The 16,259-nt window shown below is 48.1% G+C and carries 14 protein-coding genes; all 14 read left to right on the forward strand.

All coding sequences use genetic code 11. The features are described 5' to 3' along the window. The first annotated feature begins 50 nt into the window (after nucleotides 1–50). On the forward strand, nucleotides 51–1,085 hold the full coding sequence (locus LKE33_05140; protein ID MCH3950306.1) for a DctP family TRAP transporter solute-binding subunit: 1,035 nt from the start codon (nucleotides 51–53) through the stop codon (nucleotides 1,083–1,085). Nucleotides 1,086–1,181: 96 nt separating this feature from the next. Beyond that, nucleotides 1,182–1,679, forward strand: a complete 498-nt coding sequence (locus LKE33_05145) for a TRAP transporter small permease (protein ID MCH3950307.1) — start codon at nucleotides 1,182–1,184, stop codon at nucleotides 1,677–1,679. Then, complete coding sequence (locus LKE33_05150; protein ID MCH3950308.1) at nucleotides 1,676–2,956, forward strand: TRAP transporter large permease; 1,281 nt, start codon at nucleotides 1,676–1,678, stop codon at nucleotides 2,954–2,956. Before LKE33_05145 ends, LKE33_05150 begins: the two co-directional genes overlap by 4 nt. A 120-nt stretch (nucleotides 2,957–3,076) precedes the next feature. After that, nucleotides 3,077–4,075 carry a thiamine pyrophosphate-dependent dehydrogenase E1 component subunit alpha gene (locus LKE33_05155; GenBank protein MCH3950309.1) on the forward strand — a complete coding sequence of 333 codons (999 nt, stop codon included), beginning with the start codon at nucleotides 3,077–3,079 and terminating at the stop codon, nucleotides 4,073–4,075. Further along, nucleotides 4,072–5,052, forward strand: coding sequence for an alpha-ketoacid dehydrogenase subunit beta (locus LKE33_05160; GenBank protein ID MCH3950310.1), 981 nt, complete (start codon nucleotides 4,072–4,074; stop codon nucleotides 5,050–5,052). Before LKE33_05155 ends, LKE33_05160 begins: the two co-directional genes overlap by 4 nt. Nucleotides 5,053–5,071: 19 nt before the next feature. Then, on the forward strand, nucleotides 5,072–6,328 hold the full coding sequence (locus tag LKE33_05165) for a 2-oxo acid dehydrogenase subunit E2 (protein MCH3950311.1): 1,257 nt from the start codon (nucleotides 5,072–5,074) through the stop codon (nucleotides 6,326–6,328). A gap of 95 nt (nucleotides 6,329–6,423) precedes the next feature. Beyond that, entirely contained in the window at nucleotides 6,424–8,175 is a 1,752-nt protein-coding gene (lpdA, locus tag LKE33_05170; protein ID MCH3950312.1) for a dihydrolipoyl dehydrogenase, read from the forward strand. 88 nt (nucleotides 8,176–8,263) lie between these two features. Next, entirely contained in the window at nucleotides 8,264–9,145 is an 882-nt protein-coding gene (locus tag LKE33_05175) for an NAD(P)-binding domain-containing protein (GenBank protein MCH3950313.1), read from the forward strand. 15 nt (nucleotides 9,146–9,160) lie between these two features. Beyond that, a complete protein-coding gene (locus LKE33_05180; GenBank protein MCH3950314.1) occupies nucleotides 9,161–9,640 on the forward strand; it encodes a DNA-binding protein in 480 nt (159 codons plus the stop codon). Nucleotides 9,641–9,712: 72 nt separating this feature from the next. Then, complete coding sequence (locus tag LKE33_05185) at nucleotides 9,713–10,456, forward strand: MBL fold metallo-hydrolase (GenBank protein MCH3950315.1); 744 nt, start codon at nucleotides 9,713–9,715, stop codon at nucleotides 10,454–10,456. 68 nt (nucleotides 10,457–10,524) lie between these two features. After that, complete coding sequence (locus LKE33_05190; protein ID MCH3950316.1) at nucleotides 10,525–11,517, forward strand: lipoate--protein ligase; 993 nt, start codon at nucleotides 10,525–10,527, stop codon at nucleotides 11,515–11,517. 434 nt (nucleotides 11,518–11,951) lie between these two features. Further along, nucleotides 11,952–13,337, forward strand: a complete 1,386-nt coding sequence (locus LKE33_05195) for a GntP family permease (protein MCH3950317.1) — start codon at nucleotides 11,952–11,954, stop codon at nucleotides 13,335–13,337. A gap of 725 nt (nucleotides 13,338–14,062) precedes the next feature. After that, on the forward strand, nucleotides 14,063–14,800 hold the full coding sequence (gene sufC / locus LKE33_05200) for a Fe-S cluster assembly ATPase SufC (GenBank protein MCH3950318.1): 738 nt from the start codon (nucleotides 14,063–14,065) through the stop codon (nucleotides 14,798–14,800). Nucleotides 14,801–14,811: 11 nt separating this feature from the next. After that, the gene (gene sufB, locus LKE33_05205; GenBank protein ID MCH3950319.1) at nucleotides 14,812–16,257 is read left to right on the forward strand and encodes a Fe-S cluster assembly protein SufB; all 1,446 of its coding nucleotides are present in this window, start codon (nucleotides 14,812–14,814) and stop codon (nucleotides 16,255–16,257) included. Nucleotides 16,258–16,259 lie beyond the last annotated feature (2 nt).

Here is a 16,259-nt window from a genome sequence, read left to right on the forward strand (position 1 = left end):
AATAAAATTCATACATATCAGATGTAAGAATTCAAAGGAGGAGTTTAGAGATGAAGAAAAAAATGTTAGTGAGTGCTGCGTGCATGGCTCTGGCTGCTGCAACAGTTGCAGGGTGCGGCGGTAAGAGTGGTTCCGGCAGCGGGAGCAGCAGCAAGCCTGTTACGCTGAAAATGAACGTAACGACGAGTGAAAACTCCGTATGGCACGTAGCTGCTAAGGAATTCAAGAAGGAAGTTGAAGAGAAGACCAAAGGTAAGTACAAGATCAACATCTACGGCAACGAACAGCTCTCTTCCGGTGACCAGGCAAAGGGTGTTGAAATGGTCTTCAACGGCGCTACCGACTGCGACCTGCACTCCACGATGATCATTTCCAACGTAGTTCCTAAACTCGGTGTTGTTTCCATGCCTTGGCTGTTCCCGAACGGCTACAAGAGCGTAGATGAATATATCTTCAAAGATGGCAGCACTGGTTTCAAACTGATTCAGAAAGAAATGGAAGCTAAGGGTGTACATGCTCTGGCTGCTGGTGAAAACGGTTTCCGTCAGATTACCAACAACATTCGTCCGATTACCAAACCGGAAGACCTGAAGGGCATGAAGATCAGAATTCCGGCTATTTCCGTCCTGATGGATGTATTCAGAGCTTTGGATACCGACCCGACCCAGATGCCTTGGAGCGAATGCTTCACTGCACTGCAGCAGGGTGCTATTGATGGTCAGGAAAACCCGTACGATACCATTCGTTCCGCAAAGGTTAACGAAGTTCAGAAGTACATGACGATTTGGAACTATTCTTATGACCCGATTATCCTGAGCGTCAGCGACAAGACTTGGAAGAGACTGACTGATGACGAAAAGAAGATCTTCACGGAAGCAGCTAAGAATGCCTGCAAGAAACAGGTTGCTGAATCCCGTAAGCTCGATGCTTCTATCATTCAACAGTTCAAGGATGGCGGTATGCAGGTCAACGAACTGTCTCCTGAAGCTATCAACCAGATGAAGGAAGCTATGAAGCCGGTTTATGCTAAGTATAAGGATAAATTCGGTGCTGAGACCTTTGAAGCTTTCGGCTATAAGTTCTAATTTTTGAAGTGGCTGCATGAGAGGATAATGGAGGTGTTATCCTCTCATGCATCTGAATCTTTCAGCAGTGATGTTGATTGAGCGGGGTGAGGCAAGGTGAAGTTTTTATTGAATATCATCTCCCATATTGAGGAGATCCTGGTAGTCATTATGATGGCTTATATGACCATCATGAACTTCCTGAACGTAGTGTTTAGATCCGTCGCATCCATGTCGTTCTCCTTCACGGAAGAATTGACGGTAACGGTCTTCGTATGGGTTACCATGTTTGGTATCGCATTAGGGTTCAGGAAGAATGCTCATCTGGGCATGAGCTATTTTGTGGACCATTTTCATGGTAAAGCTAAAGCCATCCTGGTTATTTTCTCTGGTATTTGTTCTCTGGCTTTGATGGCTGGCCTGGTTTATTACGGTATCGAAATGGTTGAAGGTCAGGTAAAGATGGGTTCTACGACCCCTGTGCTGGGTATGCCTCAGTACGTACAGGGCCTTTCCATTCCTGTTGGTGCTTTCTTCGTTTGTATCCACGTTCTGGAAGCTACCATCATTGAAGCCAAAAAACTTTGGGGCGAGAATGGGGGTAGTGAAAAATGATGACATTGATTCTGTTCGGGTTATTCTTCCTGATGGTAATCCTGAACGTACCTATCGGTGCCGCATTGGGGATCGCTGCTTCGGCAGGTTTGATTTACGCGGACTTCCCGCTTTCCATTATTCCTGGCATCATGTATTCCGGCACTGCTAAATTTGCACTGCTCGCTATTCCGTTCTTCATTCTGGCCGGTGTCATTATGGAACACGCCGGTATTTCCAGACGTTTGGTTGATTTCGCAAATGCCTGCGTGGGCCACAGAAAAGGCGGCCTGATCGCAGTTGTAGTTATTGTAGCTTGCTTCTTTGCTGCTATTTCCGGTTCCGGTCCTGCAACCGTAGCCGCTATCGGGCCTATCCTGATTCCTGCAATGACTCAGGTTGGTTATGGCAAGAGCATGCCGTCCGCACTTGTTGCCGCGGCTGGTGCTATCGGTATCATTATTCCTCCGAGCATCGCGTTCGTTGTGTATGCATCTATCGCCGATGCTTCTGTTGGTAAGCTGTTCACCGCTGGTATCATTCCTGGTATCATCGTTGGTATCGCTTACTACTATGCAGCTAAATGGGAAAGCAGAAACAACCCGAATATTAAACTGCAGCCTCCTATGCCGATGAACCTTAGAATCAAAGCTTTTAAAGAAGCTGCGTGGGGCCTGTTTACTCCTGTTATCATCCTCGGCGGTATCTACGGCGGTATCTTTATTCCGACCGAAGCTGCTGGTGTAGCTGTTGTGTACGGCTTGTTTGTTGGTATGTTTGTCTACAAGGAAATCAAGTTTAAGGATTTGAAGGATATTTTCATTGAGTCCGCAATTTCTTCTGCAACGGTTATGTTCATTGTAGCAGCTGCAGCAGTCTATGCATGGATCCTGACGACTTCCAGCGTGGCTAAGGACCTGTCCGAATCCCTGCTGGCTGTCAGCGACAGTAAGACCGTCCTTCTGCTCCTCATCAACATCATTTTCCTGGTTGCAGGCTGCTTCCTGGATGCAAACTCTGCATACTTCATCCTGCTGCCGATTATCATTCCGGTACTGAAAGCACTGCATGTAGACCTGATTCACGCCGGTGTATTCCTGACCGTTAACATGGCTATCGGTCAGATTACCCCGCCTGTCGGCGTCAACCTCTATGTAGGATGTAACGTCGGCGGTGTATCTGTAACGGAAATCTGCAGAAAGATTGTTCCGTTCATTGTTGCTGGTATCGTTGCCTTGGCGGTTGTTACATATGTTCCTCAGCTTTCGCTGTTCCTGCCGAGCTTCATGAAGAAATAAGCTGATTATCTTCTCCCCCAATCGGGGGAGAGGATCATTTTGGAAGCGCGTGGCGAGGACAACCCAAAGGAAGGGTGTATGTTAGCATAGTTTTTTAAAACACTTGGGAGGGTGATTTAAGTGGCTGAAACGAAATTCACGAAAAAGATGCTTCTTGATCTGTATACCACGATGGTGCGTATCAGAGACTTCGAAGAAGCAGCTGCCGACTGCTTCATGAAGGGCATGCTCGCTGGTAACATCCATCTGAGCATTGGTCAGGAAGCCGTAGCAAGTGGTGCTTGCTATGCTATGGATAAGGAAGATTACATGACCACGACACACAGAGGCCATGGTCATTGCATCGCTAAAGGCGGCGACATGAATAAGATGTTCGCTGAACTGATGGGTAAAAAAACTGGTTACTGCAAAGGCAAGGGCGGTTCTATGCACATTGCTGATGTAGCAGGCCTGCATCACCTGGGCGCCAACGGTATCGTAGGCGGCGGTCTTGCTATCGCTACCGGTTCCGCACTGGCTTCCAAGATTTGGAAAGATAACCATGTTACGGTTTGCTTCTTCGGTGATGGCGCTTCCAACCAGGGCGTATTCCATGAATCTCTCAACATGGCTGCCGCCTGGAAGCTGCCGGTTGTCTATGTAATCGAAAGCAACCGCTATGCAGTATCTACTGAAGTTCATCGTGTAACCAATACGAAGTATTTGTCCGTACGTGCAAAGGCTTATGATATTCCGGGCGAAACCTTCGACGGCAACGATCCTACGATTGTTTACTCTGCTGTCAAGAAAGCTCTGGACTATGCTAGAAGCGGCAAGGGTCCGTATCTCCTTGAATTCGAAACCTACCGTCATCAGGGCCATTACTGCGGCGACCCTGCAACTTATCGTCCTGCTTCCTACATGGAAGAAGCTCACAAGAAGGATTGTATCGTTAATATGAGAGCTAAGCTCCTCAAAGATGGTACAGCTACGGAAGACGAACTGAAGGGCATTGAAGATGCAGCTAAGAATGAAGTTGCAGCTGCTTTGAAGTTTGCCGAGGATTCCGATTGGCCTGATCCTAGCGAAGCTACTACAGAAATGTACAGCTCTGATAATGAAAGGAGTGTAGCACGGTGAGCAAGAAATTAAGTGTAAGTAAAGCCATTGGTGAAGCCCTGCACGAGGAAATGGAAAGAGACAAGAACGTCATCATCCTCGGCGAAGATATGGGCGTTATGGGTAACGTTTTCGGTATTACCCGTGGTTTCCGTGATGAATTCGGTGCTGATAGAGTTATTGATACTCCTATTTCCGAATCTGGTTTTATCGGCATGTCCGTCGGCGCTGCTATGAGAGGTATGCGTCCGGTTGCTGAATTGATGTACAACGACTTCATGACCGTCTGCGCAGACCCGATCCTGAACCAGGCTGCTAAGATGCGTTACATGACCGGTGGTCAGCTGACCATTCCTATGGTTATCAGAATGCCTATGGGCTCCGGCAGAAGAAACGCCGGCCAGCATTCTCAGTCCCTGGAAAATATCTTCTGCCATATGCCTGGCCTGAAGGTTATTGCTCCGTGCTCCGCTAAGGATGCAAAGGGCCTGCTGAAGTCTGCTATCCGTGACAATGACCCGGTTATCTTCATGGAACATAAACTGCTTTATGCTCATAAAGAAGAGATTCCTGACGGCGAATATACGATTCCTATCGGTGAAGCCGAAGTGAAACGCGAAGGTACCGACCTGACCATTATTACCTGGTCCAGAGAAGTTAACTTCGCCCTGGAAGCTGCTGAAACCCTGGCTAAGGAAGGCATCAATGTAGAAGTTCTGGATCTGCGTACTCTGGTTCCTCTGGATTGGGATGCTATTGTGAAGTCCGTAAGCAAGACCCACAATGCAATCGTTGTATCCGAAGAATGCAAGAGAGGCAGCTATGCCGGTGAAATTTCCGCACAGATTGCAGAAGACCTGTTCGATGAACTGGATGCTCCTGTTAAACGTGTCTGCGGCCTGAATATTACCTCTCCGTTCAGCCCACCTCTGGAAGACGTGAACTTCCCTCATCCTGAAGATATCGTCAAAGCAGTCAAGGCTGTTCTGAATAAGTAATCTAGGAGGAGGAGAAAACATGGCTTACGAGGTAAGAATGCCCCAACTGGGTTTAACCATGGAAGAAGGTACTGTAACCACCTGGTTAAAGCATGAAGGGGACAAAGTTGAAGTTGGTGAACCTATCGTTGAGATCACCACGGATAAATTGACGAATGAAGTTAACAGTGAAGCTGCCGGCGTTCTCCTGAAGATTGTTGCTCAGGAAGGCGAAGATGTCCCTGTAAAGGGCCTGCTGGCTTATATTGGTGAACCGGGCGAAAAAGTTGGCGATGGCGCTGCTGCCGCAGCTCCTGCCGCTGAAGCTGCTCCTGCAGCTGCTGCTCCGGCCGCTGCTGAACCGGCTGCTCCGGCACCGGCTCCGAAGACGGTCAACGGTAAGAGAATCCGCATTTCTCCGCTGGCTAGAAAGACCGCTGCCAAGATGGGTGTAGACTACACCAATATCAAAGGTTCCGGTCCGCAGGGCCGTATCATCCAAAAGGATATCCTGGCTGCTGCCAAGAACCCGGCTCCTGCTGCCAAGAAGGAAGCGGCTGCCGCTCCTGCACCTGCTCCGGTAGTAGAACATACTGGTGCAGTGGAACTGATGGACGGCGATGTCGTCGAAAAGCTGACCGGCATGAGAAAAGTCGTTGGCAAGAGAATGCTGCAGTCTGTAACGGAATGCCCGACTGTTACTCAGAACGTCAAAGTCGATGTTACGGAACTGTTCAAGCTGCGTAAAGAAATCAATGAAAAAATGGGCGTGAAGTACTCCGTCAACGATTTCGTTCTGAAGGCAGTTGCCAAGGCTCTGAAGAACAACCGCTACATGCTGGTAGCTATTGATGGCCAGAACGTCATCAAGAGAGCTCATATCAACCTTGGTATGGCTGTAGCTCTGGATGATGGCCTGCTGACGCCGGTAATTCGTGACGCTGATAAGATGAGCCTGAGCGAAATCCATGATTGCGCTAAGGACCTCGCAACCCGCGCTAGAAACGGCAAGCTGGCTGTAGAAGAATATAAAGGCTCCACCTTTACGGTTTCCAACCTGGGTATGTTCGGTGTAGAAACGTTCAACCCGATTATTAATCAGCCTGACTCCAGTATCCTTGGTGTTTGCGCCGCTCAAGATGAATTGTACATGGACGACGACGGCAAGATTTCCAAGCACAAGGTAATGAGAATTTCCCATACCTTTGATCACAGATTGATTGATGGATCTGTGGCTGCTAAGTTTGAATGTGCTGTAAGAGACCTGCTGCAGAACCCGATGGAGATCCTGCTCTAAGCTGAGATCCAAAGACCTTCTTAGTTGGTGATCTTCTAAGAAGGTCTTTTTTAAAGAGTTGCCTGCAAGATAAATTTGTATTGGAGGAATTGTAGATGGCTTCTGAAATTATTATGCCTCAACTTGGTCTGACCATGGAGGAAGGCGAAGTTACGAAATGGCTGAAAAAAGAAGGGGACGCTGTCAAGGCCGGCGAACCGATTGTTGAAATCACGACCGATAAGCTGACGAACGAAGTCAACGCTGAAGTTGATGGTACCCTGATTAAGATTGTTGCCCAGGAAGGGGAAGATGTTCCTGTAAAGGGTCTGCTGGGCTACATTGGTAAACCGGGTGAAACTGTCGGCGGTGCTGCTGCCGCCGCTCCTGCTGCTGCACCGGCTGCTGCACCGGCTGCTGCCGCTGCTGCTCCGACTCAGCCCAAGAAGGATACGTCCATCGTGGTTATCGGCGCCGGCCCTGGCGGCTATGTAGCTGCTATTCGTGCTTCTCAGCTCGGTGCCAAGGTTACTGTTATTGATGAAAAGTATCTTGGCGGTACCTGCCTCAATATCGGCTGCATTCCGACCAAATGCCTGCTGCATTCTGCAGAATTGATTTCTGAAATTCAGGATCAAGGCAAGGAAATTGGTGTAGATGTAGATGGCGTGAAGGTCAACTTCCCGCAGGTTATTAAACATAAGAACGATATTTCCCATAAGCTGACTTCCGGTATCGGCGGTCTGTTCAAGGCCAATAAGATTAAACACATCGAAGGTTCTGCAAGCTTCGTGGACAGCAAGACGCTGGCTGTGAAGACCCCTGATGGCAAGACCGAGAACATGACGGCAGATGCTTTTGTCGTAGCTACGGGTTCTATTAACGCAGTTCCTCCGATTCCTGGTCTGAAAGAAAACCCGAACTGCATCGATTCTACCGGTGCTCTGTCTCTTGAAAAACTGCCGAAGTCCATGGTGGTTATCGGCGGCGGCGTAATTGGTCTGGAAATTGCCTGCGCTTATGCAGCATTCGGCACGAAGATTACTGTTGTTGAAGCTCTGGATCACGTACTGCCGATGCTCGATGGCGACCTGACCAAGATTGGTGTAGCTCATATGAAGAAGATGGGCATCGAATTCCATCTGGAATGCCCTGTCCAGTCTGTTGAGAACTCTCCTGTTGGCGCCAAGGTTGTATGCCTCGATAAGAAGACCAATAAGGAAGTTTCCTTCGAAGCTGAAAAGGTTCTGGTGGCTGTAGGCCGTCGTCCTAACACGAAGTCCATCAACCTGGAAGCTGCCGGCATTGAAAATCAGAAGGGCCGCATTGTGGTCAACGACCAAATGCAGACCAACGTTCCGAACATTTATGCTATCGGCGACTGTGTTCTGGGTAAGGCTCAGCTGGCCCATACGGCATCTGCCATGGGCGAAGTTGCTGTTGAAAACATCATGGGCATTCCTTCCGTCTATGATGAAAGAACGAACCCGACCTGCGTTTACATTGAACCGGAAGCTGCATCTGTCGGCCTGACCGAAGAAAAAGCCAAGGAAATGGGAATTGACTATATCGTCGGCAAGTTCCCGATGAGCGGCAACGGCAAGGCATTGATTATGAACGGCGGCGAAGGCATTGTCAAGATTATTGCCGGCAAGGAATACAATGAAGTCCTCGGCATGCACATCATTGGGCCACGTGCTTCCGACCTCATCTGCGAAGGTGCTCTGGCTATTGAAGCTGAACTGACGCTGGATGACCTGGTTGCTACGATTCACTCTCATCCGACTGTGACCGAAGCTATGAGAGAAGCTGCCCTGGATGGACTTGGCAGATGCATCCATATGCCGAACAAGAAAAAGAGAAAGTAAGCTTTTAGAAGTACAATGAGAAATACTGATTCAGCCCAGTTTTACGGTTGAATCAGTATTTCATCATGAAGAAGAAGGGGGCATTCGTATGAAGTATACTGTTGGATTCATTGGTCTTGGAAATATGGGCTTGCCGATGGCTGTCAATATACTTAAAAAGAGTGGTGGTCCGGTGCTGGGTGCGGATGTCATTCCCGCTTCTTTGGACAAATTCGAGAAAGCCGGCGGTACTCGTACCAAAGGAAATCAGGAAATTTACGAAAAATGTAATTTGATTTTCCTTTCTTTGCCGAAAAATGAAATCGTTGAATCGGTGATTAACGAAATCATTGCTGTAAAGAAGGAACATTGCATCATCGTGGATACGAGTTCTACTGCACCCTCGATTATCCGGAAGCTTTTCCCCAAAGCGAAAGCAAAGGGAATTGACATCCTTGATTCTCCGGTCAGCGGCGGTGTGTCAGGCGCTGAAGGCGGGACACTGGCCATCATGGTCGGAGGTGATAAGGCTGTATTTGATGATGTCAAGCCTTATCTGGAGTATATGGGTTCCAGTGTCACGTACATGGGAAGTACCGGCTGCGGCGATATTGCCAAACTGGCCAACAACATGATCGTGGGGATTCATCTGATTGCCATGGGTGAAGCTTTTGCTTTTGCCAAGAAAGCCGGGCTTGATCCGACAACGCTGTATAATGCCATTAAGGGCGGATTTGCACAAAGTGCAGTCCTTGACGGTAAGGCAATGAAGATGATCCACCGTGACTTTACGGCTTCGGCCCGCATTGCCGTCCACTATAAGGACATTAAGAACGCGAAAGCGCTTGCCGACGAGATGGGCGTTCCTGTCCCGGCTACGGATATTGTCCTGGACTATATGCGCCGCATGGACAAAGCAGGACTCATTAATGAGGACCAATGTGCCCTGGTCAAGGTTCCGGAAAAAGATATGAATGTAGTTGTGAAATGAAAAGGAGAGATCAACATGATTAGTATGGCATCAGGCGGTAAAATTAGCAGAGTAGTAGCAGCCAGAATGTCTCCCGGTGAAGATGTCCTGAAAGGTCTTGAAAGAATCTGTGCCGAAAACCATATCAATAACGGTTTTATCCTGAGCGGTATGGGCTCTCTGGCAAAAGTTGCTTTCTATGATCCGGTTGCTCTGCCTGATAAGAAGGCTGGATATGGCTACAGCACCCCGATTACCATGGACGGTCCGATTGAACTGCTCGGTATGACGGGTATGATTTGCCACAATACCAAAGGTGAATGCCTGCTGCATGTTCATTTCACCCTGTCTGACCAAAAAGGCAATGCCTTTGGCGGTCACGTCATTGAAGGCTGCAAGGTGCTTCTGACGACGGACATTCTGATTGGTGAAATCGAAGGCCTTGAAATGGGCCGTGAATATGATAAAGACTTGGAAGTCTTCATCTTTGGACCTAAGAACATTGAAAAGAAGTAATTTGTGATTTGTTATTACCACCCAAAGGTGTTCCCTTGGGTGGTAATTTTCTCATTTTCAGGAGCATGAACTATGGATGAAGGTAAGGCCGTATTATTAGGAAACTGCGGCGTTTATATACAATATGAGGGAACCCGCTTTCTGTTCGACGGTCTCTACAAAGATCTCAGCCACAGCTTTGTGCAGCTGCCGGATACCGTCTGGCGTGCCATGGCAGAAGGCAGGGGCTATCTTTCTAATATAGATTATCTGCTCTTTTCCCATTCTCATTTCGATCATTATTTCAGCAATTATTTATTTACCTACATGGCCCACAATCAGGTAAAGGGACTGGTATTGCCGGTACTGGACCAGACGACGGGCCTGAAGAGAGCGTATGAGGAATTTGGCGGTAAACTGCTTCACTTTAAGGAAGGGGAGGCAGAATTGGGAGAAGATATCAGACTGCGGCTTATTCGGACGCATCACCTGGATCCCCGGCACTTTTCTCTTCCCGTTTACGCGTATCTTCTGGCGTTAGGGAGAAAAAAACTCCTTGTCATGGCAGATGCCGATTATCAGGAAGCGGATTTTCGCTGCCTGGAAGGAATTGACATCGATTATGCCTTTGTGACACCTGTCTTTTATAACAATGCGGCAGGGCGCCGCATCCTTTTTGAGCAGCTGTCTATTCGTCAGCTTGTGCTCTATCATTTGCCGGATCCGGATAACGACCGTTTCCAGTATGGCCGTATGGCAGAAAATGATGTAAGAAAATATGGTCGGGAAAAACCGACTTTTATCTGGCGTGAATATGGCCAGTCGATTATACTGTAATTTGTAGAAATCCAGGAAGAAAGCACGGCAGACGACAGTGCTTCTTCACACGTTGGGAGAGATGATTCATGATTTATATCGAAAGTCCGAGTTTTAATCCGTATTTTAACCTCGCTTTGGAGCAGTACGTGTTTGACTGCATGGACCGCAGTCAGGAGTATTTTATGCTTTGGCGGAATGATAACACCATCGTGGTGGGCAAGAACCAGAACACGATTGCTGAAATCAACCAGGACTTTGTTGAGGAGCACCATATCAACGTTGTGCGTCGGCTTTCCGGCGGCGGGGCTGTATATCATGACCTGGGCAACCTGAACTTCACGATTATCGTTTCAAAGACCAACGATATGAGTGACTTTGATTTTTCCCGTTTTAACAAGCCCGTTGTGCGTGCACTTGCAAAACTCGGTGTTAAGGCGGAAATTTCCGGCCGCAATGATATTACCATCGACGGCAAGAAGTTTTCCGGCAACGCTCAGTACATCAAACAAGGACGTATCATGGATCATGGAGCTATTTTGTACAATGTCGACCTTACCGTGCTTTCCAAGGCCCTCAAGGTTTCCAAGGATAAAATTGAATCTAAGGGTGTCAAATCTGTCCGTGCCCATGTAACCAACGTACTGGACTGCATGGAAAAGAAGGTTCCCCTCGAAACTTTCATGAAGATGCTCGTGGAAGAAATGGCCGGATCCGAAGAGATTGTGCCGCATACGCTGACTGACGAGGAAATTGCGGCCGTTAAGAAACTGGAAGCTGAACGCTACGATAAATGGGAATGGAACTACGGATATTCTCCGAAGTATGATATCCAGAAGGAACGGTATCTGCCGGGCTGCGGCAAGTTCCAGATCCATATGAACGTCAAGGATGGACGCATTACTGACTTTGATATCTTTGGGGATTATTTTGGCAACAAGGAAAAGGATGAACTGAAACCGTATCTCATTGGTGCGCAGGTGAATAGGGAGGATCTGAATCGTGCATTGAAGGATGTCGATATTGAAGAATTCTTCCATAATCTGTCAAAGGATACGTTCATCGATATGCTGGTGAAGTAAGAAATTCATAGAGACTGGAAAACGTCCCGCTGCAGCGGCAGCAGGGTAATGTGGGTAATCAGGGTACACGCAGACAAAACAGCATGTACCCTGATTTTTGTATATTAGTATATGCTAATAGAGTGCGCGTTAATAAAATTCTCTCAAAATTTTCCTAATATTTACCATTCTGTCAACCTATCACTCGGGGCAGAAATAAGTACCCACTCTCAAGCATAAATTCACTGTTTGTGTGATATTTATTATTTTGTTTCACATGAACCGCTTTTATACAATAAATACAGAAATTAGAAAAAATAAAGGCAATTTTCAAAATTTTACAATCGCTTGACGGGAATTGTAGTATACTATTTTGTGACAGAGCACAAGGAGGGATTGTGCTCACAATTATATAAATATGGAAGGGAGTGAGTAAATTGACCGGATTTCCTCTTATGATTGCGTTCGTTATTGCTATCATTGTCATGATTGTCGCAATCTCCAAGTATCATGTGCATCCGTTCCTGTCAATTTTAGGTGTTTCTGTAATCTTTGGGCTGATTGGTGGTATTTCTCTCGTCAAGACGGGGAAGACGCTGGGCATTGCCGACGTCGTCAGCGCCGGCTTTTCCGGAACCTTCAACAGCATCGGTATTGTTATCATCATGGGTGCCCTTATCGGGACCCTGCTTGAAAAAACCGGTGCGGCTCTCAAGATGGCAGACTGTGTTGTCAAACTTGTGGGGAAGAACAATACGTCCCTGGCTGTCCTGATTATGGGCTGGATTGTTTCTATCCCTGTATTCTGCGACAGTGGGTTCGTTATTTTGAACCCGATTCGTAAAGCTCTGGTTCGCCGGACCCATGCTTCGGGTGTGGCTACGGCGGTAGCTATGTCCATGGGCCTTTACATTACCCACTGCTTCATTCCGCCTACACCGGGACCGATTGCGGCTGCTAACACGCTGTACGAAGGGCTGCACATGGAAACGAACCTGATTCTCGTTATTGCCATGGGTGCATGCGCTTCCATCCTGCCGATGATTGCGGCTTACTTCTATGCTAACTATATTGGTTCCCGCATCCAGACGAAGGAAGAAAAGAAAATGGCAGCAGAAGGGGCAGAAGCTACGGAACAGTCCTATGAAGAACTGATGGCAAGCTACGGCGAACTGCCGAGTGCGTTCATGAGCTTTGCTCCTATCATTGTCCCGATCATCCTGATGGCTCTCTCCAGTGCCATGAACATGGCTGGAAACAAGATTCCTATTATCACGTTCCTCGGCACTCCGATCATTGCTATCACGGTCGGTGTCATTCTCGGTGCAATGCTGTTCTTCTCCCGTCCGATGGAAGACAAGGTAAAGGTCTTCTATGAAATTACGAACGAAACGCTGAAGATTTGCGGCCCGATTCTTTTCATTACGGCTGCCGGCGGTGTACTTGGTAAGGTCATTGCTTCGACCAATATGGTGGCCTTCATCAAGGCCAATTCTTCCACACTGGCAGGACTCGGTATCTTCTTCCCGTTCCTGCTTTCGGCAATCCTCAAGACGGCTCAGGGCTCTTCCACCGTTGCCATTACGACGACGGCCGGTATTATGGCTCCGCTCATGACGACGCTGGGTCTGGGAACTCCGATCCTGGCTGCCGTGACCGTTATTGCTATCGGTGCCGGTGCCATGACCGTATCTCACGCCAACGACTCTTACTTCTGGGTTGTTACGAACTTTGGTGATATGGAAGTGGAAGACGGCTACAAGGCCCAGACGATGGGTACCCTCGTTACCGGTATTGCCGCCATTATCAACGTCTTCATTATTTACATGATCGTTAAATAAAAATAGCGTGTATTAAAGTAAGAGACTGTGAAACTACGATTGTCCGTCGTTTCACAGTCTCTTTTTTTCGCAGTCTGCCTTCCACTGTGCGGTGGGTGGCCAGTAGGATAACAGGAATTAGTTCGATAGAAACGCTGTTAAATCCACACCAATACCCCCAATAGGGGCAGTAGAGACCCTCTTCGACGTCGCTACGCGACCTTGAAGAGGGGGAACCGCAGGAAGGCCCGATGGTATCGGGACTTCCGGAAAGCGGTGGGTGATGGCCCATTCTGCCGAAGGCTGGCTGTCTTGAATACCCGCTGCAATCTTCCTCAAGAATCCGCCAAGAAAACTGCCCGCACGACAGTAGTGACCACTCTGTCCACTACCCACCAGCCACTCAGTCGTAGGCGAGGCCAAAAGCTAAATGCTATCTGCTAACAGCTACCTGCTTTGAGAATGCAAGTAACGAGGGTAAATTATCCTTCCAAACGTAAGTGCAAATTTCAGCTTATGATATTTCATAAAATACCCTTGTACTTTACTATGAAATTGACTATAATAATCCATGGCAATTAAGTAGGAAATTGAACTATGAAAAGATTTCCTGCCGAGCGTGTTTGTGACTGTCCATCAACTGTAATTATTCAATTGACAGATAAAAACAAACTGACTATAATAAATCATAGTAAAAAGCTAATAATTAGTCACTTCAGTATTAAGAGATTATAGGAGAGGATACCATGAGTGAACTGTTACGTGTCGAAGGCTTGAAAGTAGCTGTAGAAGGAAAAGAAATTTTAAAGGGCGTGGATCTTGTCATTAATAAAGGCGAAACTCACGTCATTATGGGCTCCAACGGGGCTGGTAAATCGACTTTGTTCAATGCGATAATGGGCAATCCTAAGTACGTAGTCACTGGCGGCAAGATTTATTTCGAAGGCCGTGAAATTACCGGAGAACCCGTTAACGAGCGGGCCAAAGCCGGTATTTTTATGGCCTTTCAGAACCCGATTTCCGTTCAGGGCATTACGGTCGAGAACTTCATCCGCAACGCCAAGAGCACCGTATCCGGATCAACGCAGCGCATCATGCCGTTCCGCAGAAAGCTTCACGCTATGATGGATACGCTGAAGATGGATCGCTCCTATGCACAGCGGTATGTCAATGAAGGGTTTTCCGGCGGCGAACGCAAGAAGAACGAAATTCTGCAGATGTGCATGCTGGAACCGAAACTGACCATGCTTGACGAAATCGACTCCGGCCTGGATGTCGACGCTGTCCGCATCGTATCGGAAGCAGTCAACAAATACCATAATGAAGAAAACGCACTGCTCATCATTACGCACCATAGCGAAATTCTGCAAAAACTGCATCCGGATGTGGTACATGTCTTGATTAAAGGCCGCATTGTAAAGACCGGAGATGCTTCCCTGATTGATGAAATCGAGAAGAACGGCTACGATTCCTTCCAGGAATAATTAGGCAGGTGATGACAATGACGGAAGATATGAAAGCAAAGGAGCGGAAGCTTAAAACGGAACAGGTCATTGATTCTCTGGATGATCTGCACAATATGTATGACTTTCGCAACGATTTTAAATATTCCTATCGTACGGATGCTGGCCTGACACCGGACATTGTCCGCGAGATTTCTGCCAAGAAGGACGAACCGAAGTGGATGCTGGATTTCCGGCTGAAGTCTCTGGACATTTTTAATAAGATGCCTTATCCGGAATGGGGTCCCGATATCAGCGGGCTCGATATGGATAACATCATCACGTATGTACGGCCGAATACCCAGATGCGTGCCAGTTGGGATGAAGTACCGGATGATATCAAGAATACCTTCGATCGTCTGGGCATTCCCGAAGCGGAAAAGAAATCTCTCGCCGGCGTCGGAGCGCAGTACGACTCCGAAGTCGTGTACCACAGCATCCAGGAAGACCTGGTCAAGCAGGGCGTTATCTACACGGATTTTGATACGGCCCTGAAACAATATGAAGACGTGGTACGGTCTCATTTCATGAAACTCGTGCCGCCGACAGATCACAAATTCGCGGCACTTCACGGCGCTGTCTGGTCCGGCGGTTCCTTCGTGTACGTACCGGAAGGCGTGGATGTCTCCATTCCGCTGCAAAGTTACTTCCGTTTGAACGCACCGGGGGCCGGCCAGTTTGAACATACCCTTATCATCGTGGAAAAAGGTGCTAAGGTGCATTTTATCGAAGGCTGCAGTGCTCCGAAATATAACGTGGCTAACCTTCATGCGGGCTGCGTGGAGCTCTTCGTCGGTGATGACGCAACGCTGACCTATTCGACGATTGAAAACTGGTCCAAGAACATGTATAACCTCAATACCAAGCGTGCCCTCGTCGGAAAGAACGGTACCATTAACTGGGTCACCGGTTCTTTCGGTTCCCACACGTCCTGCCTCTATCCGATGAGTATCCTGAACGGCGAAGGCGCCCACTGCGAATTTACGGGCGTAACGTTTGCCGGCAAGGGACAGTATCTTGATACGGGTTCCAAGGTCGTGCACAACGCACCGAATACGACGAGCAATATCAATTCCAAGTCCATCTCCAAGGACGGCGGCGTCTGCATCTACCGCGGCAGTGTCGTCATCAGCGAAAAAGCAGAGGGCTCCAAGGCCACCGTCAGCTGCGAATCCCTGATGCTGGACGAACAGTCCCAGTCCGATACGATTCCGGCTATCATTATCAAAAACGATAACGTCGACCTCGGACATGAAGCCAAGATCGGCCGCATTTCCGATGAGGCCATCTTCTACCTCATGAGCCGCGGCCTGAGCGAGGACGAAGCGAGAGCCATGCTGGTACGCGGTTTCGTCGACCCGGTATCCAAGGCTCTGCCGCTCGAATATGCCGTTGAAATGAACAACTTGATCAATCTGGAACTCAAGGGTTCCATTTAAGG

The organism is Acidaminococcus sp. (genome assembly GCA_022482815.1).
Lineage (GTDB): Bacteria > Bacillota > Negativicutes > Acidaminococcales > Acidaminococcaceae > Acidaminococcus.

Excerpts from the sequence above, each read along its gene's own strand:
- LKE33_05140 (MCH3950306.1), top strand. The coding sequence starts at position 51 with ATGAAGAAAAAAATGTTAGTGAGTGCTGCGTGCATGGCTCTGGCTGCT.
- LKE33_05150 (MCH3950308.1), top strand. The coding sequence starts at position 1,676 with ATGATGACATTGATTCTGTTCGGGTTATTCTTCCTGATGGTAATCCTG.
- LKE33_05165 (MCH3950311.1), top strand. The coding sequence starts at position 5,072 with ATGGCTTACGAGGTAAGAATGCCCCAACTGGGTTTAACCATGGAAGAA.
- lpdA (MCH3950312.1), top strand. The coding sequence starts at position 6,424 with ATGGCTTCTGAAATTATTATGCCTCAACTTGGTCTGACCATGGAGGAA.
- LKE33_05175 (MCH3950313.1), top strand. The coding sequence starts at position 8,264 with ATGAAGTATACTGTTGGATTCATTGGTCTTGGAAATATGGGCTTGCCG.
- LKE33_05180 (MCH3950314.1), top strand. The coding sequence starts at position 9,161 with ATGATTAGTATGGCATCAGGCGGTAAAATTAGCAGAGTAGTAGCAGCC.
- LKE33_05185 (MCH3950315.1), top strand. The coding sequence starts at position 9,713 with ATGGATGAAGGTAAGGCCGTATTATTAGGAAACTGCGGCGTTTATATA.
- LKE33_05190 (MCH3950316.1), top strand. The coding sequence starts at position 10,525 with ATGATTTATATCGAAAGTCCGAGTTTTAATCCGTATTTTAACCTCGCT.
- LKE33_05195 (MCH3950317.1), top strand. The coding sequence starts at position 11,952 with ATGATTGCGTTCGTTATTGCTATCATTGTCATGATTGTCGCAATCTCC.
- sufC (MCH3950318.1), top strand. The coding sequence starts at position 14,063 with ATGAGTGAACTGTTACGTGTCGAAGGCTTGAAAGTAGCTGTAGAAGGA.
- sufB (MCH3950319.1), top strand. The coding sequence starts at position 14,812 with ATGACAATGACGGAAGATATGAAAGCAAAGGAGCGGAAGCTTAAAACG.